The 21,393-nt window shown below is 73.5% G+C and carries 15 protein-coding genes and 1 riboswitch; of the genes, 6 read left to right on the top strand and 9 right to left on the bottom strand.

Going from position 1 to position 21,393, the window contains the following annotated elements; genetic code table 11:
* Positions 1-93: 93 nt before the first annotated feature.
* The 6 genes from CCZ36_RS21990 to CCZ36_RS21960 form a co-directional block, all read right to left on the bottom strand.
* Positions 94-1,224 carry a hypothetical protein gene (locus CCZ36_RS21990; protein WP_128818394.1) on the bottom strand — a complete coding sequence of 377 codons (1,131 nt, stop codon included), beginning with the start codon at positions 1,222-1,224 and terminating at the stop codon, positions 94-96.
* A 109-nt stretch (positions 1,225-1,333) separates the two neighbouring features.
* A complete protein-coding gene (locus tag CCZ36_RS34850; RefSeq protein ID WP_164873536.1) occupies positions 1,334-2,413 on the bottom strand; it encodes a hypothetical protein in 1,080 nt (359 codons plus the stop codon).
* A gap of 116 nt (positions 2,414-2,529) precedes the next feature.
* Entirely contained in the window at positions 2,530-3,894 is a 1,365-nt protein-coding gene (locus CCZ36_RS21975) for a VWA domain-containing protein (protein WP_443069815.1), read from the bottom strand.
* Positions 3,891-6,350: a DUF5682 family protein gene (locus CCZ36_RS21970; protein WP_206515763.1), complete on the bottom strand. Its 2,460-nt coding sequence runs from the start codon at positions 6,348-6,350 to the stop codon at positions 3,891-3,893. Before CCZ36_RS21970 ends, CCZ36_RS21975 begins: the two co-directional genes overlap by 4 nt.
* Positions 6,351-6,364: 14 nt before the next feature.
* Positions 6,365-7,489, bottom strand: a complete 1,125-nt coding sequence (locus tag CCZ36_RS21965) for an ATP-binding protein (protein ID WP_069739903.1) — start codon at positions 7,487-7,489, stop codon at positions 6,365-6,367.
* 178 nt (positions 7,490-7,667) lie between these two features.
* A complete protein-coding gene (locus CCZ36_RS21960) occupies positions 7,668-8,102 on the bottom strand; it encodes an MmpS family transport accessory protein (RefSeq protein ID WP_069739902.1) in 435 nt (144 codons plus the stop codon).
* Positions 8,103-8,264: 162 nt separating this feature from the next.
* Here CCZ36_RS21960 and CCZ36_RS21955 point away from each other — a divergent pair, with 162 nt between their 5' ends.
* Both CCZ36_RS21955 and CCZ36_RS21950 read left to right on the top strand, forming a co-directional pair.
* Positions 8,265-9,722, top strand: coding sequence for an SWIM zinc finger family protein (locus CCZ36_RS21955; RefSeq protein ID WP_128818392.1), 1,458 nt, complete (start codon positions 8,265-8,267; stop codon positions 9,720-9,722).
* A gap of 213 nt (positions 9,723-9,935) precedes the next feature.
* A complete protein-coding gene (locus CCZ36_RS21950; RefSeq protein WP_128818391.1) occupies positions 9,936-11,600 on the top strand; it encodes a DUF5691 domain-containing protein in 1,665 nt (554 codons plus the stop codon).
* A 170-nt stretch (positions 11,601-11,770) separates the two neighbouring features.
* Here CCZ36_RS21950 and CCZ36_RS21945 read toward each other — a convergent pair whose 3' ends face one another.
* Positions 11,771-12,187 carry a cobalamin B12-binding domain-containing protein gene (locus tag CCZ36_RS21945; protein WP_069739899.1) on the bottom strand — a complete coding sequence of 139 codons (417 nt, stop codon included), beginning with the start codon at positions 12,185-12,187 and terminating at the stop codon, positions 11,771-11,773.
* 418 nt (positions 12,188-12,605) lie between these two features.
* Here CCZ36_RS21945 and CCZ36_RS21940 point away from each other — a divergent pair, with 418 nt between their 5' ends.
* Positions 12,606-13,580: a lipase family alpha/beta hydrolase gene (locus CCZ36_RS21940; protein WP_128818390.1), complete on the top strand. Its 975-nt coding sequence runs from the start codon at positions 12,606-12,608 to the stop codon at positions 13,578-13,580.
* 206 nt (positions 13,581-13,786) lie between these two features.
* Complete coding sequence (locus tag CCZ36_RS21935; protein WP_128818389.1) at positions 13,787-15,562, top strand: M23 family metallopeptidase; 1,776 nt, start codon at positions 13,787-13,789, stop codon at positions 15,560-15,562.
* Positions 15,563-15,630: 68 nt separating this feature from the next.
* Here the strand turns inward: CCZ36_RS21935 and pcrA are convergent, their stop codons facing one another.
* Positions 15,631-18,069, bottom strand: coding sequence for a DNA helicase PcrA (gene pcrA, locus CCZ36_RS21930; protein WP_069739896.1), 2,439 nt, complete (start codon positions 18,067-18,069; stop codon positions 15,631-15,633).
* Positions 18,070-18,326: 257 nt separating this feature from the next.
* A riboswitch (cyclic di-AMP (ydaO/yuaA leader) is annotated at positions 18,327-18,493 on the top strand.
* Between pcrA and CCZ36_RS21925 the strand changes: the two genes are divergently transcribed.
* The gene (locus CCZ36_RS21925; RefSeq protein ID WP_128818388.1) at positions 18,492-19,688 is read left to right on the top strand and encodes a C40 family peptidase; all 1,197 of its coding nucleotides are present in this window, start codon (positions 18,492-18,494) and stop codon (positions 19,686-19,688) included. Its footprint overlaps the riboswitch before it by 2 nt.
* Positions 19,689-19,743: 55 nt before the next feature.
* Here the strand turns inward: CCZ36_RS21925 and CCZ36_RS21920 are convergent, their stop codons facing one another.
* Positions 19,744-20,097 (bottom strand): hypothetical protein, encoded by a 354-nt coding sequence (locus CCZ36_RS21920; RefSeq protein ID WP_069739894.1) that lies wholly within the window; start codon positions 20,095-20,097, stop codon positions 19,744-19,746.
* Positions 20,098-20,300: 203 nt separating this feature from the next.
* Here CCZ36_RS21920 and CCZ36_RS21915 point away from each other — a divergent pair, with 203 nt between their 5' ends.
* Positions 20,301-21,380, top strand: a complete 1,080-nt coding sequence (locus CCZ36_RS21915) for a C40 family peptidase (RefSeq protein WP_128818387.1) — start codon at positions 20,301-20,303, stop codon at positions 21,378-21,380.
* The last annotated feature ends 13 nt before the right edge of the window (positions 21,381-21,393 follow it).

Genomic DNA, 21,393 nt, shown 5'->3' with positions numbered 1-21,393 from the left:
ACCGGAACACCCGGCCCGGGTCCCCTGGGGCCCGGTACTCCGGTGCAGTGAATCGCCCACGGCGCGTGCGCCGTGGGCGCCCCGCTCGTTCGGTTACCGCCCGGGCACCGCGTCCGTCACGAAGGACGGGGCGACCGAGGTGAGGCCCTGGACGCCGGTGGCCGCGTTGCCGACGGCGGGGCGGGCGTCCTCGCGGACCGTGTCCGCCAGACCGCCCGCGAACGGCCGGGCCTGAGCCCCGACGCCCTCGGCCAGCGGCTGCACCTGGGAGGTGACCCCCTGGGCGAACGGCGCGACCGCGTCCCCGGTCAGCCCCTGCGCGAGCGGCCGCACCTCGGACACGACGCCCTCGGCGAACGGCACGGCCGCACCGGTGACGCCGTACGCCAGCGGCTGGACCTCGGTCGTGACGCCCTGCACGAAGGGGGCGGCGGCATCGCCGACGACGCCCTGGGCGAACGGCCCGACCTCGCCGACGACGCCCTGCGCGAGCGTGCCGACGTCACCGACCGCCTGGCCGACGACCGGGACGGCCGCGCCGACCGCGTCCGCGGCGAGCGGCGGCAGCACGGAGTCGGACGTCTGCTCGACGACGGGCCCGGCCTCGGCCAGCGCACCCTGTACGGCGGTCGGCACCTGGCTCTGCGCGTAGCCGGGGATCTGCTCGATCGGCCCGAAGAGGTAGTCGATCTCGTCGACCGGCGCGGCCGGGATCTGCGCGGCGGGGAGCTGCGCGTCAGGGATACCCGCGTCGGGGAACTGCACGTCAGGGATCTGTGCGTCGGGGAGGTGACCGGCTTCGGGAACCTGCTGTACGTCGCCGAGCTCCGGCACCCCGGGGGTCCCCGGGATCTCCGGGGTCTGGGAGAGCTCCGGGGCCTGCGGCGTGCCCACCTGCGACGGGAGGCTGTCCCGCACGTCGGCCGCACCAGCGGCCTGGGCGGCCCCGGCAGCCTTGTTCCCGGTCGCCGTCAGCGTGTCCTCGGCGTCGCCGACACGGTCGACCGCCTTGCCGTCGGTGACGGCCTTGGCGTCCTTGACCGCCTTGGCGTCGGTGACGGTCTCGACGACCTCCGTCGCGTCGGGGGCCCCGGCCTCCAGGTCCGGGGTGGACAGCGGTACGGACACGGGCAGTTCGGCCGCGCTCGCCGCAGCGGTGCCGAGCGCCCACATACCGGTGGCGGTGGCGGCGACGGCTATGGATCGGCGCATGTTCTTGTGCATGGGTGTGTCAGATCCTTCGAAGATGTTCGGCTGTCCGGAGGGTTCGTCCGGACGCGGGCAGACCTGTTCCGCCCCCGCGCGGCAGGTCGAGGCGGGGGAACGGCCTGCCCTAGCCGGGGAATTCGAGGATCTCGCCGGATCTGTCGGTGATCGGCGCCGCGGTCGCGGGGAGCCCGGCTCCCCGGACGAGCGCGGCGCACGGGGCCCCCGGGACGGGGGCCGCGTGCAGGTCGCCGCCGCGCGGCCCCTGGGCATCGGCCGCCGCCGTGCGTGCGAAGTCGCCGCAGGGGGCGAAGGGAGCCCGGTCCCGCGTGGGCGGGAGCGCCGGCGTGGGCGCGGTGAGCTGCGCGTGCCCGGCGTGCGGCGTGCCGGACCGGTCCGGCACGACCGGGACGAGGCCCGCTGTCCCAGTGCTCCGGGCATGACCACCGGCCGCACGCTCGGCCGAGGCGCCCGCGCCGGTGTCGCCCGGCGTGCTGGGGCCCCCGGCACCACGGCCGGTGTCCGGAGCGGAAGGTGACGGAGCGCCCGGCACACCCGGTACGTCCGGGGCACCGCCGGGCACGGACAGCAGGGAGAGCAGCGGAGGGAGCCCCGGCACGGCCGCCACCAGGGGCCGCGCCTCTCCGGCGATCCGGTCGACGGCGTCGCCCGCTCCCCCGACCACGGCATCACCGGCATCGCGCACGCGGGCGGGTGCGGAGGCGACGGGATCGGCGGCCGCAACGGTGTCGACAGGCTCCGTGACCGGCTCCGTGGCCGGCTCCGTGACCGGCTTCGTGGCCGGTGCCGCAGACGGTGCCGCAGTCGCGTTCCGTACGGGCTCAGGCTCGGGCTGCGCGGCTCGGTGCTCTGCGGCTCGGTGTTCTGCGGCCTGATGGCGTACGGCGCGGTCGACCGGCTCGACGACTGATGCGGCCACCGGGTCCACGGCCGGTTCGGCCACCGGCTCCACGGCGTGGTCGACCCCCGGCTCCACGACGTGGCCGGCACCCGTCACGGCCTCCGCCACGGAGGCGGTGAGCCGGCCCGGGTCCGGACGCTCCTGCGCTTCCGCTCGGCCGCCCGCGAGAAGGCCCAGGGCCAGCAGCCCGCCGAGGAACAGCACGACCTGTACCGCGCGACGCCCCGCCGTCCCGCGCGCCGGGCGCGGATCGACGGCTGCGCGGGCAGCGGCGGTTGCGGTCACCTCGGGTGGGCTCCTGGTACGCAGGCGAGTGGCGGCGGAGGGCAGCGGAATGCACCCCTCCGCGAACGACGGTGTCGATGCTTGCACGAGCCCGTGGGGGTCACGCAAGTCCCTGGCTACGGTTGGTGCTCCTTGTCCGGTATGGGTAGTGGTCTCTTCTCGATCGCCGCCGCCATGACGTCCGGGAAAAGATCCGGCGTACAGGCGAACGCGGGTACGCCCAGCGCTCCGAGCGCCGCCGCGTGCTCGTGGTCGTACGCCGGTGCTCCCTCGTCGGAGAGGGCCAGCAGCGTCACGACCTGCACGCCGGACGCCTTCATCCCGGCGACCCGTTTGAGCATCTCTTCGCGTATGCCGCCCTCGTAGAGATCGCTGATGAGGACGACGACGGTGTCGGCGGGGCGGGTGATCCTCGACTGGCAGTACGCGAGCGCCCGGTTGATGTCGGTGCCGCCGCCGAGCTGGGTGCCGAAGAGGACGTCGACGGGGTCGTCGAGCTGGTCCGTGAGGTCGACGACCGCCGTGTCGAAGACGACGAGCCGGGTCGAGAGGGTGCGCATGGAGGCGAGCACCGCGCCGAAGACCGAGGCGTGGACGACGGAAGCGGCCATCGAGCCCGACTGGTCGACGCACAGGACGATGTCCTTCTTGGCGGACCGGGAGGAGCGGCCGTAGCCGATGAGGCGCTCCGGCACGACCGTGCCCGTCGTCGTCCCTGTTGACCCTGCCGGCCCGGTCGTCCCTCTTGCCCCGCTGGTCGTCGCGGTGTCCGGTGCCGGGAGCGTCAGGTAGTTCTTGAGGTTCGCCCGGATGGTGCGGTCCCAGTCGATGTCCCGGTGGCGCGGCCGGCTGATCCGCGCCGAACGGTCCAGGGCCCCGGTCAGGGTGGCCTTGGTGCGGCTCTCCAGCCGCGCCTCCAGGTCCTCGACGACCTTGCGGACGACGGCGCGGGCGGTCTCCTTCGTCGTCTCGGGCATCGCTTTGCCGAGGGACAGCAGGGTGCCGACGAGATGGACGTCCGGCTCGACCGCCTCCAGCATCTCCGGCTCCAGGAGCAGGGTCGCCAGGCCGAGCCGGTCGATCGCGTCGCGCTGCATGACCTGGACCACGGAGCTGGGGAAGTAGGTCCGGATGTCGCCGAGCCAGCGGGCGACGGAGGGCGCCGACGCACCGAGTCCGGCCGAACGGCCGGCGGTGCCCCGGCCGTTGGGCTTCTTCTCCCCGCCCCCGCCGTACAGCGCGTTCAGCGCACGGTCCATCGCCGCGTCCTGGCCGGTGAGGGCGCGGTCCGTGCTGTCGGCGCTGTCCGCGCCGAGCACCATCCGCCAGCGCCGCAGCCGTTCGGCGTCGGGCGGGGTGTGCCGGGCCGGGGTCATCCGCTCCATCGTCTCCGCCATCGGGTCCGTCCTCGGCTCCGTCCCCGGGCCCGTCTTCGGGTCCGCCTTCGGGCCCGTCTTCGGGTCCGTTCCGGTCGTCGTCATACGGCCGCCTCCGCGGGCTCGGGCGGACGGCCGAGCAGCAGGTGCAGCACCGGTTCGACCGCGTCGGCCCTGGCCCGGTCGAGACCGGGTCCGAAGCCCCCGGTCGCCGGGACCGCATCGTCCCGCCGGGCACCCTCGGGGACGGGCCCGCGCCGGACCAGCTCGCCGAGGGTGCGCCGTACGCCCGGTTCGTACGCGGAGAAGGTGCGGCGCAGCAGCGGCAGCACATCGGTGAACAGGTCGGCGGGGACACCGGTCAGCCAGGCGTCGACGAGGCCGAGGAGCCGCTCGTCGTGGATCAGGAGCATGCCGCCGCCCGACGTGCCGCCGACGAACCCCTCGATCCAGGCGGCGGCGTCGGCGGGCGGCGTTCCGGGCGAGAGCGCCAGGCCCATCAGTCGGGCCGCCTCGTCCTCCGGCAGCCGGCCCTCGTCCAGGAGCAGCCGGGTGGCCCTGCCCCTGATGATTCCGGCGACCGTGTCCCGGGACGCCAGCTTGTGCAGGACCGCGTCCCAGCGTTCGCGCAGGCCCGGGCCGGGCTCCGCCCCGGTGTCCAGTAGGCCGATCGCCCCGTGGACGGCCTCCACCTGACCGCGCAGCGCCTCGGCGCCGTCCGGGTCGAGGCCGGTGCAGGCGGGCGGCAGGCCGACGCAGATCCGCTCGGCAAGTCCGGCGGCGACCTCCGTGAGCGCCCCCGTGTCCGTGGACCGCACGTCCCCGTACCGCAGGGAGCGGGCCAGGGCGGGCAGTGCGTCCGCGAGGTGGCCTACGTCCGCGTCGAGTGCGGCCCGGTCGGCGAGGGCCTTCATCACGACGGGCAGGGCGTCGGGCAGTTCGGCCAGGAGGCAGTGCTCGGCGAGTGCGGTGACCTCGGCCAGCGCGGTCGCCGCCACGGCCTGCGACCCGGCCTTCGCGGTGGCGGCGGTGAGCACGGTCGTGCCCCACACGCCCGCCTCCGCGACCCGGACGTGCAGTTCCGGTTCCCAGCTCAGCCGCCAGCTCTCCCGGAAGGTGCCGGTGCTGCCGCGCCCGGCGACCGGGTCGCCCCAGCCGACGTCGAGGAGGCGCAGCCGGTGCAGGAGGCGGCTGCGGGCGGCGTCGGTCTCCTTGCGCAGGTCGAGGTCCAGCTCGCGTTCCGATGCCTCCGGCTTGAGCCGGAGGGTGCGCTGGCTGCGGGTCAGGTCCCGTTGCAGGGGGACGGCCGGGGCTGTGTCCGGGACCTCGCCGAGGCTCTCGCCGACGGTCAGCCGGTCCCGGACGAGGGCGAGCGGGACGTCGGACCCCTCGCACATGACGGCCCGCACGGCATCGGTCGTCTCCCCCAGGCCCGCCAGCGGGCGGCCCCGGAGGGCGGCGAGGGTCTCGGCGAGCCGGACGGCCTCGATGACATGGGCGGTGGAGACGAACCGGTCCTCGCCGCGCAGCAGTCCGGCGACCTTGGTCATCCAGCGCTCGATCGGCCGGTCGGCCGCCTCGAAGAGGTGCCCGTACCAGCCGGGCGAGTCGATCCCGGCCCCGTATCCGCTCTGCCGGGCGAGGCGGCGGTGGGTCCACGGCACCCAGGTCAGATCCGTTTTGACCTTCGGAAGGCCCTTGAGCAGCGCACGGTCGGCGGCGAGGGTGGTGCGGGCGGCCAGAGCGGGCACATGCCAGGCGCCGCAGACGACGGCCACGTCGTCCCCGAACTCCTTGCGCGCGGCACGCAGCTGGATCCGCATGTACGCCTCGCGCACCGCGTCACGCGGCTGCCCGCCGTCCCCGTACGCCTCGCGGAGCGCGCTCATGGCCTCGGCCAGCGCGGCGAACGGTGCGAGGGCGTCTCCGGGAGTGCCCTCGGGGCGCGCGCCCTCGGGGGGTGCATCACCGTCGTCCGCGGTGCGCCCGTGGCCGGTGCCGTCGCCGCCCGGCGAGCGGTGCTCGACGACGTCCTCCCACCAGCGCTCGGGATCGTCGTACCCGGCGGTCTCGGCGAGCACCCGGATCGGGTCGACGACCGGCGTGACCTCCTCCCTCTCCTTCTGGGCGTGCTCGGGCCCCTCCCCCGGCCCCTCGGGCGCGGGCTCCTTGAGCGCGAGGGAGTGGGCGGCGGGCAGGTCGATGAAGCGGACCGGGATGTCGTGGTCGAGGGCCCAGCGGATGGCCACCCACTCGGGCGAGAAGGCGGCCATCGGCCAGAAGGAGGCGCGCCCGGGATCGTCCACGGCGTGGGCGAGCAGCGCCACGGGCGGCCGCATCCGCGGGTCGGCGGCCAGGGGCACCAGCGCATCGCCCTCGGGCGGCCCTTCGATGAGGACGACGGCCGGACGGGCTTCCCGGAGCGCGGCGAGGACCGCGCGGGCCGACCCGGGGCCGTGGTGCCGCACTCCCAGCAGCCAGGGCCCACCGGCGGGTCCGGCAACCGGCCCGGTCGCGGTGCGGCCGGCCACCCTGGCGCCGGTCACTGCCGCGCCGCTCATGCCGACACCTCGCGTCATGCGGACACCTCGCGGCAGGCGCGATAGAAGTCCTTCCAGCCGTCCCGCTCGCGGACCACGGTCTCCAGATACTCCTGCCAGACCACCCGGTCCGCAGCGGGGTCCCGGACGACCGCGCCGAGGATGCCGGCCGCGACGTCGCCGGGGCGCAGGACGCCGTCGCCGAAGTGGGCCGCGAGCGCGAGGCCTCCTGTGACGACGGAGATCGCCTCGGCGGTGGAGAGGGTGCCGGAGGGGGACTTCAGCTTCGTGCGCCCGTCGGTCGTCACCCCGTCGCGCAGTTCACGGAAGACCGTCACCACGCGCCGGATCTCGGTCAGGCCCTCGGGGGACGCGGGCAGGTCGAGCGCGCGGCCGATCTGGTCGACCCGCCGGGACACGATGTCGACCTCGGCGTCCGGCGTCTCGGGCAGGGGCAGCACCACGGTGTTGAACCGGCGGCGCAGGGCGCTGGACAGCTCGTTGACGCCGCGATCCCGGTCGTTGGCCGTGGCGATGAGGTTGAACCCGCGGACGGCCTGGACCTCCTGCCCCAGCTCGGGGACGGGGAGCGTCTTCTCGGACAGGATCGTGATGAGCGAGTCCTGCACATCGGCGGGGATGCGGGTCAGCTCCTCGACCCGGGCGGTCATGCCCTCGGACATGGCCCGCATCAGCGGACTGGGCACCAGGGCGTCGCGACTGGGGCCGTGGGCCAGCAGTTGCGCGTAGTTCCACCCGTAGCGGACGGCTTCCTCGGGCGTGCCCGCGGTGCCCTGCACGAGCAGCGTCGAGTCGCCGCTGACCGCGGCGGCGAGGTGCTCGGACACCCAGGTCTTGGCCGTGCCGGGGACGCCGAGCAGGAGCAGCGCCCGGTCGGTGGCGAGCGTGGTCACGGCCACCTCGACCAGGCGGCGCGGACCCACGTACTTCGGCGTGATCACCGTCCCGTCCGGCAGGGTCCCGCCCTGCAGATAGGTGGCGACGGCCCACGGCGACAGCCGCCAACGGGCGGGCCTGGGACGGTCGTCGGCCGCCGCGAGCGCCTTCAGCTCGTCGGCGAACGCGTCCTCCGCGTGCGGGCGCAGGACCTGCGCGCCCGCCTCCGGCTCGACGGCCGCGGTGGTGTTGGACACGGTCATGGCTCCCCCTCCAGATCGGTCGACCTGATCTGGTTACCACCGTGCACCATGCCACTGACAACGGTCCCTGACCGCAGGTCAGAGCCCGTTGGCGAGCATGTGGGCCCCCTCCCCCGGAGGCCCGGCACCCCTGCCCGGTCCAGTTCGGCTCGGTCCGGTCCGGTCCGGTCCGGTCCGGTCAGCCCACGATCGGCGACACGGCGACACAGCCGCCCGCCGCGAGCATGCCCTCGCCCTTCGCCTCCTTGATCACCTCGCCCTTGTAGGTGATGGAGCAGGTGACGTCGGCGCCGCCCGCCTCCAGGGCCAGCGGTGTGACGGCGGGCGGCATGATGCCGCGCAGCTTCACGGTCTTCTTCCACGGCAGGGTCGGCTTGGTGACGGTCTCCAGCTCGGGCTCCATGGCCTCGCCGCCGCCCCCGTGGTACGTGATCTCGTCGACGCTCGTGCCGGTGACCTCGTACGTGACCTCGTAGGTCTCGTCCACGGTGGTGTCGACCGCCTTGCCGACCGCCTTGTCCACGGACTCGGCCGAGCAGGCCCCGAGTCCGAGCACGAGAACGGCGACCGCGAGGGCGCGGGTGGTACGGACGGTACGGGTGGTTCGGTTCATCTGGGATCCCCCCTGGATCGGCCCGGGCACGGATCCGTTCCGTACACGGAGACCGCAGAGAAGCCCACGGGCGGGGCAAAGTCAAATCCCCTCGGACCTCTGCTTCGCAGGTCGGGAGCAGGTCGGAGGGGATTGTCAGTGGCGCCCCCTACCGTCGGAGACATGCAGCTATCTCACGGGGGAGAGACTTCGCCCACCGGTGCCCCGGTGGCGCGCTGGTCGGTGGAACAGGTGCTGGCATTGGCTCCTGACGCGACATCACGCAAAGCGGGCACGCGGCTCGGCGCGGCCGGTCCGTGGTCCGGCACCGGGTGCGACGCGACGGGTGCGGTGTGGGGCCTGTGCCAGGGAAGCGGGAGCACGCCCTATCGGACGGTGGTCGACACCACGGGGCCTGCCTACGCGTGCAGTTGCCCGAGCCGGAAGTTCCCGTGCAAGCACGCGCTGGGGTTGTTGCTGCTCCGGGCGTCCGACGACGCCGCGTTCCGGCTCGCCGAGCCGGCCGACTGGGTCGAGGAGTGGCTGGCGGGCCGGCGCGTACGCGCGGCACAGAAGGGCGGCGGCGCCGCGGCGGGCGGTGACAGCGCCCGCCGCCCCGTCGACACCGACGCCGCCAGAAAGCGGGCGGAGCGCCGAGCGGAGCGGGTCACGGGCGGTGCCCATGAGCTGGAACAGCGCCTGGGCGACCTGCTGCGCGGCGGACTGGCCGCGACGGACCGCTCGGGGTACGGCCTGTGGGAGGAGACCGCGGCCCGCATGGTCGACGCCCAGGCCCCCGGTCTCGCCGCCCGGGTGCGGGAGTTGGGCGCGATCACGGGGTCCGGGGCCGGCTGGCCGGTCCGGCTGCTGGAGGAGTGCGGGCTGCTCCATCTCCTGGCCACGGCCTGGCTCGGCCGGGACCGGCTGCCGGAGCCGCTGGCCGCGACCGTGCGGACGAGAGTGGGGCTGCCCATGTCCGCCGAAGGCCCGCCGATCCGTGACCACTGGCTGGTCCTCGCGCAGTACGACATCCCGGACGGCAAGATCGTCACCCGCCGGATCTGGCTGTACGGGCGGGGAACGGGCCGCACCGCTCTGCTGCTCTCGTTCGGCGCGGCGGGCCGGTCCCCGGACCGGGCGCTGCCGGTGGGAGCGACGGTCGACGCCGAGCTGACGCCGTATCCCGGCGGCGGGCAGCTCCGGGCGGAGCTGGGCGAGCAGTTCGGGACCACGGCCGCGGCCGGCCCTCCGCCGGGGATCGCGGCGGCGGCCGCACCGGCCGTGTACGGGAACGCCCTGCGGGAGGACCCCTGGCTGGACGCGTGGCCGGTGACCTTGCGTGACGTCATACCCGTGCCGTCCAAGGACGGCTGGCAAGTGGCTGACGCCCACGCCGAAGCCCACGCCGACGGCCCCGCGACCGCCCACGCCGACGCCCGCACCGGATCCGCGCTGCCCATCGCCCCGGCCGCGCTGTCCCGACCGGGGCTGTGGAAGCTCGTCGCCCTGTCCGGCGGCGGCCCGGTCACGGTCTTCGGCGAGCTGGGCCACCGCGGCTTCGACCCGTTCGCGGCCTGGGACCCGGGCGAGCGGCAGGAGGACGGGCGCGTCACGGGCGGGTCGGTCGTCCAACTGGCCTGACCCGAGCGGCAGGGACGATCGGCCTGCGCGCCGGTGCCCACCCACCTATTCCTCTCTTCCTCGCGGCTCTGTCCCTGCCCCTGCTCCCCACCCCTGTCCGGCCCGCATCCACCGTCCGTGTCCGCTCCCCCATCCACCGCCCCTGCCCCCCACTGCCCTTGCTCGCTCCCCCTGTCCGACATCCGCGCATCCCTGCCACGGGAGGGGAAAGAGATGCCTCGCACGACCGGCCCCACCGCAACGACCCCCGCCGACACCTCCACCGCGCCCCCCGCCTCCGGGTCCGTCGACTCCCTCCCCTGGGAGGAGTTGGTCACCTCGGCGCTCCTCGGGACCGACCGCCGTCCTCCCGCACCACGCGGCGGCCCCCTATCGGCCGATGCTCCCGCCGCCCTGCTGGACGCCGCCGCCCTGCACACCGTGCGGCGGCGGGCCGGGCTGCTCCCCGCCACGCCGGAAACCCGACCCGAGCCCGCCGCCCCGGATCCGCGCCCGGCGCTCCCCGAGGCCGCCCGACACCGGCTCGCCCACCTGCTGGCCGACCGCTCCGCGCCCTCGGGCAGCGGGCGGCGGGGGACCGCGCCCGACCTCACCGAGCTCATCCCGCAGTGGCTGGCCATCGCCAACCGGAGGGGCTTCCGCGCCCCGGCGGCCCTGCTGCCTCCGCTGCTGGACGCCGCCCGCGCGCGTACGGACCTGCGCCCGCAGGCGCTCGCGTTCGCCGGACCGCGCGGCAGATGGCTGGCCGGGCTGAATCCCGACTGGAAGTTCGCCCTGCGGGGCTCCGCGAGCGGCGCGCCGCAGACCGACACCACGGACCCGGACGCGGTGGCCCGGCTGTGGGAGGAGGGGCTGTTCGCGGAACGGGTCGCGCTGCTCGACGCCGTACGGGCGCAGGATCCGCCCGCCGGACTCGCCCTGCTCGCGACCACGTGGGCCGCCGAACGGGCTGAGGACCGGCTGATGTTCCTGGATTCCCTGCGGTCGGGACTCGGCGACGCCGACGAGCCGTTCCTGGAACAGGCCCTGTCCGACCGCAGCCGCAATGTCCGCGCCACCGCCGCCGAACTGCTCTCCGCCCTGCCCGAGTCGGCGCTCGCCGGACGGATGGCGGCCCGCGCGATGTCCTGCGTGCACCCGGACCGTACGGGGGACCTCGCCGCCATCGCCGTGGAGGCTCCGCACGAGTGCGACGCGGGCATGCAGCGCGACGGTGTCATGGCGGTCCCGCCGACGGGGCGGGGCGAGCGGTCGTGGTGGCTCGGGCAGTTGGTGGAGGCCACCCCGCTCGGCGTCTGGGAGGAGCGGTTCGGCGGGCGTCCGGCCGAAGAGGTCGTGGCCTTGCCCGTCGCCGACGACTGGGCCGACGAGCTGCACACCGCCTGGTGCCGGGCGGCGGTCCGGCAGCGGAATCCACGGTGGGCCCGGGCTCTGCTCGGGCGCTCGTCGGCGCCGGTGGCGAGCGGCCCCGGGACGGCATCGATCGCCGAGCGCTCGAAGCTCCTCGCGATCCTGGACGCCGGGGAACGCGCCTCCTGGGTGGCCGGGTTCATCGCGGCGCACGGCCTGTCGGAGGCGTTCCAGCTGCTCGGGGTGTGCACGGTCCCCTGGGCGGGGCCGCTCGGGCGTGCGGTGGTCGACGCGCTCGACATCGCGCGGGACGGCGGGAGTTATCCGTGGAGCTTCAGCGGGGTGATGGGCCTCGCGGAGCGCTGCCTCGATCCGGCCGAGGCCGACCGGCTGGAGGTCCTGACGGCAGCGCAGGACGAACAGGAGGGGGCATCGCCGGGAGCGGGCGGCTACTGGTCGGAAGCCTTCCAACGCCTGGTCTCCACCCTGCGGCTGCGCGCCGCGATGGAGGCTGAGCTGATGGCCTGACAGCCACGGCGGGGGCACTGCCGCCCCGGACGGAGACGGGCCGGGACGGAAACGACCCGGGACGCAGACGACCCACGACGAAGACCGGCCGGGACGGAGACAGCCCGGTACGCAGACCACCCGGGACGAAGACGGGCCCGTGCGTGGCGGGCCCGTCCCGGGTGCGGCGTTCAGGCCTGGGCGGCACCCTGGCGGACGTTGGCGTTGACCCACGTGACGATCTCGGTCGTCGTCGCCCCCGGGGTGAAGAGCTCCGCGACACCCAGCTTCTTCAGCGGGGCGATGTCGTCCTCCGGGATGATCCCGCCCCCGAACACCTTGATGTCCTCCGCCTCGCGGGCCTTCAGCAGCTCGATCACCTTGGCGAACAGCGTGTTGTGCGCCCCGGAGAGGATCGAGAGGCCGATGGCGTCGGCGTCCTCCTGGATCGCCGTGTCGACGATCTGCTCGGGCGTCTGGTGGAGCCCGGTGTAGATCACCTCCATACCGGCGTCCCGCAACGCCCGCGCGATGACTTTGGCCCCGCGGTCGTGGCCGTCGAGGCCCGGCTTGGCCACCACCACACGGATCGGACCGGTCACACCCATCACTGCCTCCACCTGGTCTCCCGCGTCTGAAGGGACGGGGATGTGAACGAACGTTATCCACAGCATCCCGCAAGCCACAGTTTCGCGGCAGGCGGGGAGGGGGAAATCACACGTGGGACATGTTCGCCAGGCGTCGTCCCCGGTGTCACGCGGTGTTCCGGCCGCGCGGGGCCTCGGCGCTGGGAGGTGTCGTGCCGATCAGGCCCGCGAGCCCGGCCTGATCGGCACGACACCCCCCAGGGGAGCCGCTGCGAGGTCGCCGTACCACCGCGCCGCCAGCCGCACGGCACGGTGGTACGGCCCCACGCACCCGGTCACGGCCGCCCGGCCGGGTCGGCAGCGCTCCTCGTCCCGCCACCCACAAGGGCGTACGGGGACGGGAGCCGCCTCCTCCGTACGCCGGTGCAGGAGGCCGGCCATGAAGTTCCCCCCACCCCTCTCGCCGCTGACCCGCCTCGCCGGGCCGGCCGACCTCACCCGCCTGGTGTCCCTCCCCCGCCTGCCCCGGCTCCCGGTGCCCCGCCTGTCGTCCGCGCTGCTCGGCGCCACCGCGCTGGAGCTGTTCGTCCTCGCCGGGCGTCTGGCCGTCTACCCCTTCGGGCTCACCCCCGAGCGGGGCGGGGCCGCGCCCACCGGGGCCGCGCCCGGGGGCGAGTCCGGGCCTCCCGGAACCGCACCCGCCGCGGCCGGGCCCGCCGCGATCACCGGTCCGCCGGCCACGGCCGCCACCGTGCCAACCACCGCGCCGCCCTCCGCGCCGCCCGTCGTCCTGCTGCACGGCTTCATCGACAACCGCTCCGCGTTCGTCGTCCTGCGCCGCACGCTGGCCCGGCACGGCCGCCGACCGGAATCCCTCAACTACTCGCCGCTGACCCGCGACGTCCGTACCGCCGCCGGGCTGCTCGGCCGGCATGTGGAGGAGCTCTGCGCGCGCACCGGGCAGAGCCGGGTCGACATCGTCGGGCACAGCCTCGGCGGCCTGATCGCCCGCTACTACGTACAGCGACTCGGCGGTGACCGGCGCGTGCGCACCCTGGTGACGCTCGGCACCCCGCACGGGGGCACCGCCGTCGCCCCCGGGGCGGGCGTTCACCCCATCGTGCGGCAGATGCGCGCCGGTTCCTCGGTGATCGAGGAGCTGCGCGGTCCCGCCCCCGGCTGCCGGACCCGGTTCGTGAGCTTCTGGAGCGAGCTGGACCAGGTGATGGTCCCCGTCGGGACGGCATGCGTCGACCACCCCGATCTCGACGCGGTGAACGTACGCGTCACCGGTATCGGACACCTCGCGCTGCCCGTCCACCCCACCGTGGCCGCCGCGGTCCGTGAGGCTCTTGAGGCACCGGAGGCCGGAGAGGACGACGCCACCGCCACCGGGGCGACATCCGCGGCCTGAAAATAGAACATCGCTCGAACGTAGGGCCAAGGCTGCGTCTGTCGTCCACCGAAAGACGGTCGATTGCCCGTTTCCTGTGGCCCCAAAACCTGTCGAAGATTGTCGTCCTCACATACCGCCGGGTACAGTCGCGGCCACTGCTTCCCCCTGGGGCACCCCTGACCGGGATCCAGAACAGTCCTGCTGCCGAGGCGAGAGAGACGTTGGTGAACGACCAGCACCCCCACGCCGGGCACGTCGGGTACGACGCCCGATCGACCGGCAGCTTCGACACCGACCCGCTCTTCGGCTCGCTCCCCGGCGGCCACGACACCGGCTACGACGTCGGTCACCCCACCGCCGGATACGGCGACGCCACCTACGACCAGGGCACCTACGGCTCCGGCTTCGCCACCGCGTACGCGACCGGACAGCCCGACCACAGCGGCCAGTACGACGCCTCCGCGTGGAACACCGGCGCTCAGCAGACGCTCACCCACGACGGCTACGCCGCTCAGGACCACGTCCAGGAACACGCCCAGCAGGCTCCGGCCACGCAGCAGTGGGACACCTCCGGGGCCTGGCAGCAGGCCGACGACCAGGACCTGACCGGCCAGTGGGCGTCCACCGGCACCGGCGCGTTCCCCACCACGGACCTCCCCTCCGCCCCGTACGGCACGGACGCCGCGTACGGGGCGGACGCGTACGACACCGGGGCCTACGACACCGGCGCGTACGACGCGGCCGCCCACGCCACCGGCACGTACCCGGCGGACACCGCCTACGGAACCGGTGGCGTCCACGGGGCGGACGCCTACGGGACGGGTGCGGACTCCTACGAGACCGGGGCGTACGACACCACGGCCTTCACCACCGGCGCCTACGACACCGGGGCCTACGACACCGGCGCGTACGGCACAGTCCCGTACGACACGGGCGCCTACGACGCGACCGCCTGGAACTCCGGCGCCACGCCCGGGGACACCGCGTACGAACCCGAACAGACGTCGCACGCGCCGTACGAACAGCAGTCGGCCGACGCGACCGCGCCCGAGGGGCCGACCGAGGCGGACCGCACGGCGGATGAGCAGGCGCCCGACGCGTCCGCCACCTCCGAGTTCGCCGCCCTCACCCACGACTTCGCCCGGGACACCGCGCCGGAGCCGGAAGGGGAACCGGAGCAGGACGGCGGGGACGGCTTCCCCGCCCCGCACCCCGTGAACCGCGCCGCGGCCCGTCCCCCCGCCCCGCGCAACCGGGCCCGCCGCCGCAACCCCGCCAAGCGTTCCGCCCTGCTGACCGTCGCGGTGCCCTCCGCCTGCGTGATGAGCGTCGCGGGCATCGCGGCCGCCTCGGTCGGCGGGATGCCCGGCGGCGAGGAGAAGCCGGAGGAGACGACCACCTCGCTGGCGGTCGCCGACCCCAGCACGGTCAAGCAGGTCGCCGCCAACGACAAGCTCAACAACCAGCTCGAACAGCTCTCCGAGGGGAGCAACGACTTCCGCGAGCGCGCGAGCCGCACCCAGGAGCGCATCGACCTGCGGGAGCGGCAGGAGGCGGAGAAGAAGAAGCGCGAGGAGGAGGCCGCACGCCGTGAGGCGCTGCGCCCCAAGTTCGTCCTGCCGGTCAAGCAGCACGGGCTCTCCGCCTACTACGGCCAGGCGGGCGTCAACTGGATGTCCGTGCACTCGGGCATCGACTTCCCCGTCTCGTACGGCACCCCGGTGATGGCCGCGACCGACGGCACCGTACGCACCCAGTTGAACAGCGCCTACGGGGTCATGGCGATCGTGACCGCCGCCGACGGCACCGAGACCTGGTACTGCCACCTCAGCAGCACCAAGATCCGCTCGGGCCCGGTGAAGGCCGGTGACGTCATCGCGTACTCCGGGAACTCGGGCAACTCCACCGGCCCCCACCTGCACTTCGAGGTCCGGCCCGGCGGCGGCGCGGCGATCGACCCGCTGGCGTGGCTGCGCAGCAAGGGTCTCAACCCGGCCTGACGGACCGGCGCGCGAGCGAGGACACGAGTGAGGGGGAGGGCTTCGAAGCCCTCCCCCTCACTCGTTCCCTAGAGCTTCTCGACCGGCGCGTACCGCAGGAGGAGCTTCTTCGGGCGCTCGTCGCCGAAGTCGACCGTCGCCTTGGCCTGGTCGCCGTGGCCCTCGACGGCCGTCACCGTGCCCAGGCCGAACTGGTCGTGCGTGACCCGGTCGCCCACGGCCAGGGCGACCGTCGGCTTGTCCGAGGAGCGCCGGGTCGCGAAGCCCGAGGGCCCGGAGCGGGAGCGCGAGGAGGAGAGCGAGGACGTGATGCCGGAGGTGGGCCCGGCGGGGGCGGCCATCGGGCCCTTGCGCTTCCAGTCGAGGTGCGCTTCCGGGATCTCCTCCAGGAACCGCGACGGGGGGTTGTACGAGGGCTGGCCCCAGGCGCTGCGCATCGCGGCCCGGGTCAGGTAGAGCCGCTCGCGGGCGCGGGTGATGCCGACGTACGCGAGGCGGCGCTCCTCCTCCAGCTCCTTGGTCTGGCCGAGGGCCCGCATGTGCGGGAAGACGCCGTCCTCCAGGCCGGTGAGGAAGACGACGGGAAACTCCAGGCCCTTCGCGGTGTGCAGGGTCATCAGCGTGATGACGCCGGAGCCGTCCTCGTCCTCGTCGGGGATCTGGTCGGAGTCGGCCACCAGCGCGACCTTCTCCAGGAACTCCGCGAGCGTGCCCGCGCCCTCCTCCTCGCCGCGCTCCTGCTCGAATTCGAGGGCGACGGCGGCGAGTTCCTGGAGGTTCTCGATACGGGTCTCGTCCTGCGGGTCCGTGGAGGCCTGGAGCTCGGCCAGATAGCCCGTGCGCTCCAGGACGGCTTCCAGGACGACGGCGGGTCCGGCGCCGGACTCGACGATCGTGCGCAGCTCCTCCATCAGCGTGTTGAAGCGCTTGACGGCGTTGGAGGAGCGGGCGGCCATGCCGTACGCCTCGTCGACGCGGCGCAGTGCCTGCGGGAAGGAGATCTTCTCGCGCATCGACAGGGCGTCGATCATCGCTTCGGCGCGGTCGCCGATGCCGCGCTTGGGGACGTTGAGGATGCGGCGGAGCGGGACGGTGTCCTCGGGGTTGGCGAGGACCCGGAGGTAGGCCAGGACGTCCCGGACCTCCTTGCGCTCGTAGAAGCGCACCCCGCCGACGACCTTGTAGGGCAGGCCGACGCGGATGAAGATCTCTTCGAAGACGCGGGACTGGGCGTTGGTGCGGTAGAAGACGGCGACGTCGCCCGCCTTGGCGTCGCCCGCGTCGGTGAGCCGGTCGATCTCGTCGGCGACGAACTGCGCCTCGTCGTGCTCGGTGTCGGCGACATAGCCGGTGATGCGGGCGCCGGAGCCGGCGTTGGTCCAGAGGTTCTTGGGGCGGCGGCTCTCGTTGCGCTCGATGACGGCGTTGGCCGCGGAGAGGATCGTCTGCGTGGAGCGGTAGTTCTGCTCCAGCAGGATCGTCGTGGCACTGGGGTAGTCCTCCTCGAACTGGAGGATGTTGCGGATGGTCGCGCCCCGGAAGGCGTAGATCGACTGGTCCGCGTCACCGACCACGCACAGCTCGGCGGGGGCGTCGCTCTCGCCGGCCGGGCCGACCAGCTCACGGACCAGCGTGTACTGGGCGTGGTTGGTGTCCTGGTACTCGTCGACGAGGACGTGGCGGAAGCGGCGGCGGTAGTGCTCGGCGACGTCCGGGAAGGCCTGGAGAAGGTGGACCGTCGTCATGATGATGTCGTCGAAGTCCAGGGCGTTGGCCTCGCGCAGGCGGGCCTGGTAGAGCGCGTACGCCTGGGCGAGGGTCTTCTCGAACCCGTCGGCGGCCTGCCCGGCGAAGGTCTCCTCGTCGATGAGCTCGTTCTTGAGGTTGGAGACCTTGGCGGTGAAGGACTTCGGCGGATACCGCTTGGGATCGAGATCCAGATCGCGGCAGACCAGGGCCATCAGGCGCTTGGAGTCGGCGGCGTCGTAGATCGAGAACGACGAGGTGAAGCCGAGCTTCTTCGACTCGCGGCGCAGGATGCGGACGCACGCGCTGTGGAAGGTCATGACCCACATGGCGTTGGCGCGCGGGCCGACGAGCTGCTCGACGCGCTCCTTCATCTCGCCCGCGGCCTTGTTGGTGAAGGTGATCGCGAGGATCTGCCCGGGGTGCGTGCCGCGCTCGGCCAGCAGGTGGGCGATGCGGTGGGTGAGCACCCGGGTCTTGCCGGAGCCGGCCCCGGCGACGATGAGCAGCGGGGATCCGGCGTGCACGACGGCGGCGCGCTGCTCGGTGTTGAGCCCGTCGAGCAGCGCGGCGGAGTCGATCGCCGGGCGCGGGTGACCGTCCCGGTAGTACCCGTCCCGGGGCGGCGGGGGCGCGTCGTAGACGCCCTCGAAGAGGCCCTCCGGCACCGCTTCGGGCGCGTGGTCCTCGGGGGGCGGCGGGGGGCCGTCCTCCGCGGGCTGGAGGCCGGTCAGGAAGTTGTCGTCAAAGAGGCTGCTCATCGCCTCCCGAGTCTAGGCGGCCGGACTGACAACCTTCCGCCGAAGCCGGGAAGCGGGGACCTCAGCCCCACGCACGGAGAGCGGACGTACGCGTTCCGTGAAAAAGCGCCCGGTCGGAGGGGGTGCGGGACCCCCGATCCGGAAAGGTCACGAAAATGTATCGGGCATATCGCTCATCGTCCTTCCCAGCGGTGGGGCGCTTTGGCTAGCGTGCTCGGTCAGGTGATCCGTACCTCCCTGAGGCGAACCGCGCCTGACGGACACCTCTGCCGAATCCGGCCTGCCGTCCTGGCAGTTCGGAACCGGGGACCCACACGCAGAACCGGGGTGAATCGGTCCGTGCCCTCGCATGCGGACCGTAGGACAGCCTTCCGTTCCGTCCGAACCCGACAGCTAACCCGGTAGGCGGTCCACGGAAGGAGATGCCGGTCTTGGCATCGCATCGCAAGCCGCGCACGAAGGTGCGCACCACCACCCCCGCCGTCGGGCTGACGACGGCCGCGCTGGCCTCCGTGACGTTGCTCTCCACGCAGAGCGCCACGGCCGCGCCCGCGGAGCCGAAGCCCGCCATCGAGGACGTCCAGAAGAAGGTCGACGCCCTGTACCGGCAGGCGGGCACGGCGACCCAGGAGTACAACCGGGCCAAAGCCGCCTCCGCGTCGCAGCAGAGGAAGGTCGACGGCCTGCTCGCGGACGTGGCGAAGCGGACCGAGAGGATCAACGAGGCGCGCCGGGCGCTGGGCTCCTACGCGGCTGCCCAGTACCGCAGCGGTGGCATCGCGCCCACGGCGACTTTCTTCTTCGCGGACGACCCGCAGGGGTACTTCGACCAGAGCCGGCTGATGGACCGGGCGACGGAGCGGCAGCAGAAGGCCGTGAGCGACTTCCGTACGCAGCAGGCATCGGCGGCGAAGAAGCGCGCGGAGGCCGTGAAGAGCCTGGAGACCCTGACCGAGACGCAGGCCACGCTCGCCTCCAGCAAGAAGGACGTCCAGGCCAAGCTGACCGAGGCGCGCGGGCTGCTGTCCCGGCTGACCGCCGAGGAGAAGGCGCGGCTGGCGGAGCTGGAGCGCAAGAAGGAGGCCGAGGCGAAGGAGAAGGCGGCGAAGCTGGCCGCCCGCCAGGCCGCCGAGGCGAAGGAGAAGGCCGAGGCCGAGGAGAAGGCCCGCGAGGAGGCCGCGCAGGAATCCGGCGGCGGTTCGGGATCCGGATCGGGCAGCGGTACGGACACGGGTCCAGGGTCCGGCTCCGGTACGGACAGCAGTTACGCCGCCAAGGCGGAGAAGGTGCTGGCCTTCGCCCGCGCCCAGATCGGGAAGCCGTACGTGTGGGGGGCGTCGGGCCCCTCCAGTTACGACTGCTCGGGGCTGACACAGGCGGCCTGGCGGGAGGCGGGCGTGACCCTGCCGCGGACCACCTGGGACCAGGTCGAGGTCGGCACGCGGGTCGCCACGTCCGACCTTCAGCCCGGGGACCTGGTCTTCTTCTACGACGACATCAGCCATGTCGGCATCTACAAGGGCGACGGGATGATGATCCACGCCCCGAAGCCCGGTGCGAACGTGCGCGAGGAGTCGATCTACTACATGCCGATCTACGGGAGCGTGCGCCCGGCGTGACCCGGGGCGGTGGCGGCCGGTGAACGGCCGCCACCGCCAGGCTTCAGGTCCGGCCTCAGGTCCAGATCGTCGCGATGAAGATGTTGACGGTCGTCAGGGCGCCGACGGCGATGAACGCGCCCTTGTCGACCTTCTCCTCGTCGCGCTTGACGTAGACCAGGGCGAGGATCACGACCAGCAGCGCCAGCTTGATGCCGATCTTGACGTTGTTGACGGTCTGGTCGTCGGCCTGGTTGAGGCCGACCAGGGCCACGCCGGTGACCAGCATGGTCAGCGCGCCGTGCAGCATCGCGGGGGTGAACCGGGCGGCCCCCGCCCCCATGGCCTTCATCTGCGTCAGGAAGCCGCCCAGCAGGGAGGCGATGCCGATGATGTGCAGGGCGACGAAGACATTGATGAGTACGTCCATGGCTCCGGAGCCTAGCCATGGCCAAAGTTTTACCTTTCAGTGAGGCAAGCCTTCCTCGATCGCTTCGATCATTCGTGACCGGCGAAACGTCACATCAGGGCAATAGCTGTCATGGCGACCCTTTTCTCCGCGCCGGGATTAGCGTCCATCCCGGACCCCGCCGCCACCCCCGGCGGGCAGCCGAGAGGAAGGATGCCGCCCCCGTGGCAGCGCACCGCAGGTCAGCTCATCGAAAACCCAAGCAGCGCCCCCTCACCGGCCCTGCTGCCCGCACCGCCGCCACCTTGGCGCTCGCCGGGGCCGCCACCGCCGGCTCCGTCACCGGGGCGGGCGCGGCCCCCGCCGAACCGGCCCCCACCGCGGCCCAGGTCAAGGCGAAGGTCGACCGGCTGTACCACGACGCCGAGGTCGCCACCGAGAAGTACAACGGGGCGAAGGCCAAGGCGGACGCCGCCACCCGCACCGTCGACGCCCTGACCGACGAGGCCGCCCGCCGCACCGGCCGTCTCAACACCGCCCGGCACGCGCTCGGTTCGCTGGCCACCGCGCAGTACCGTTCCGGCACCCTCGACCCGGCTCTGCAACTGGCGCTCTCCTCCGACCCCGACGCCTATCTGGAACGCGCCTCCTACCTCGACCGGGCGGGCGACCGGCAGACCGGGCTGCTGCGGAACATCAAGCGGCAGGTCTCCCGGATCGCCCAGGTCAAGGCCCGCGCCGACGAGGAGACCGAACGCCTCGCCGCCCGCCGCGCCGAACTGCGCGAGCACCGCACCGCGGTCCGCGCCAAGCTCGCCGACGCCCGGAAGCTGCTGGACACCCTGACCGCCGCCGAACGCGCCGACTACGAGCGCTCGGCCGACACCCGGCACGGCGGCGGCCCGGACCGTTCCGACCGCTCCACCGCCCGCAGCGGCTCGGTCGCCGCTCCGAACTCCCGCGCCGGGCAGGCCATCGCCTTCGCCCACGGCGCGATCGGCAAGCCGTACGTCTGGGGCGCGACCGGCCCGAACGCCTTCGACTGCTCCGGCCTCACCCAGGCGGCCTGGAAGGCGGCGGGCGTGAGCCTGCCGCGCACCACCTACACCCAGATCAACGCCGGACAGCGCATCCCGCGCTCCCGACTGGCCCCCGGCGACCTGGTGTTCTTCTACTCCGGGATCAGCCACGTCGGCCTCTACATCGGCGGCGGCCAGATGATCCACGCCCCGCGCCCGGGGGCGCCGGTGCGTATCGCGCCCATCGACCAGATGCCTTTCGCCGGGGCGACCCGGGTGGCGTAGAGCCTGTCAGCGC

The organism is Streptomyces sp. S063, assembly GCF_002832675.1.
In the GTDB taxonomy this organism is placed as follows: domain Bacteria; phylum Actinomycetota; class Actinomycetes; order Streptomycetales; family Streptomycetaceae; genus Streptomyces; species Streptomyces sindenensis.
This window is presented reverse-complemented; position numbering and strand designations above follow the sequence as displayed.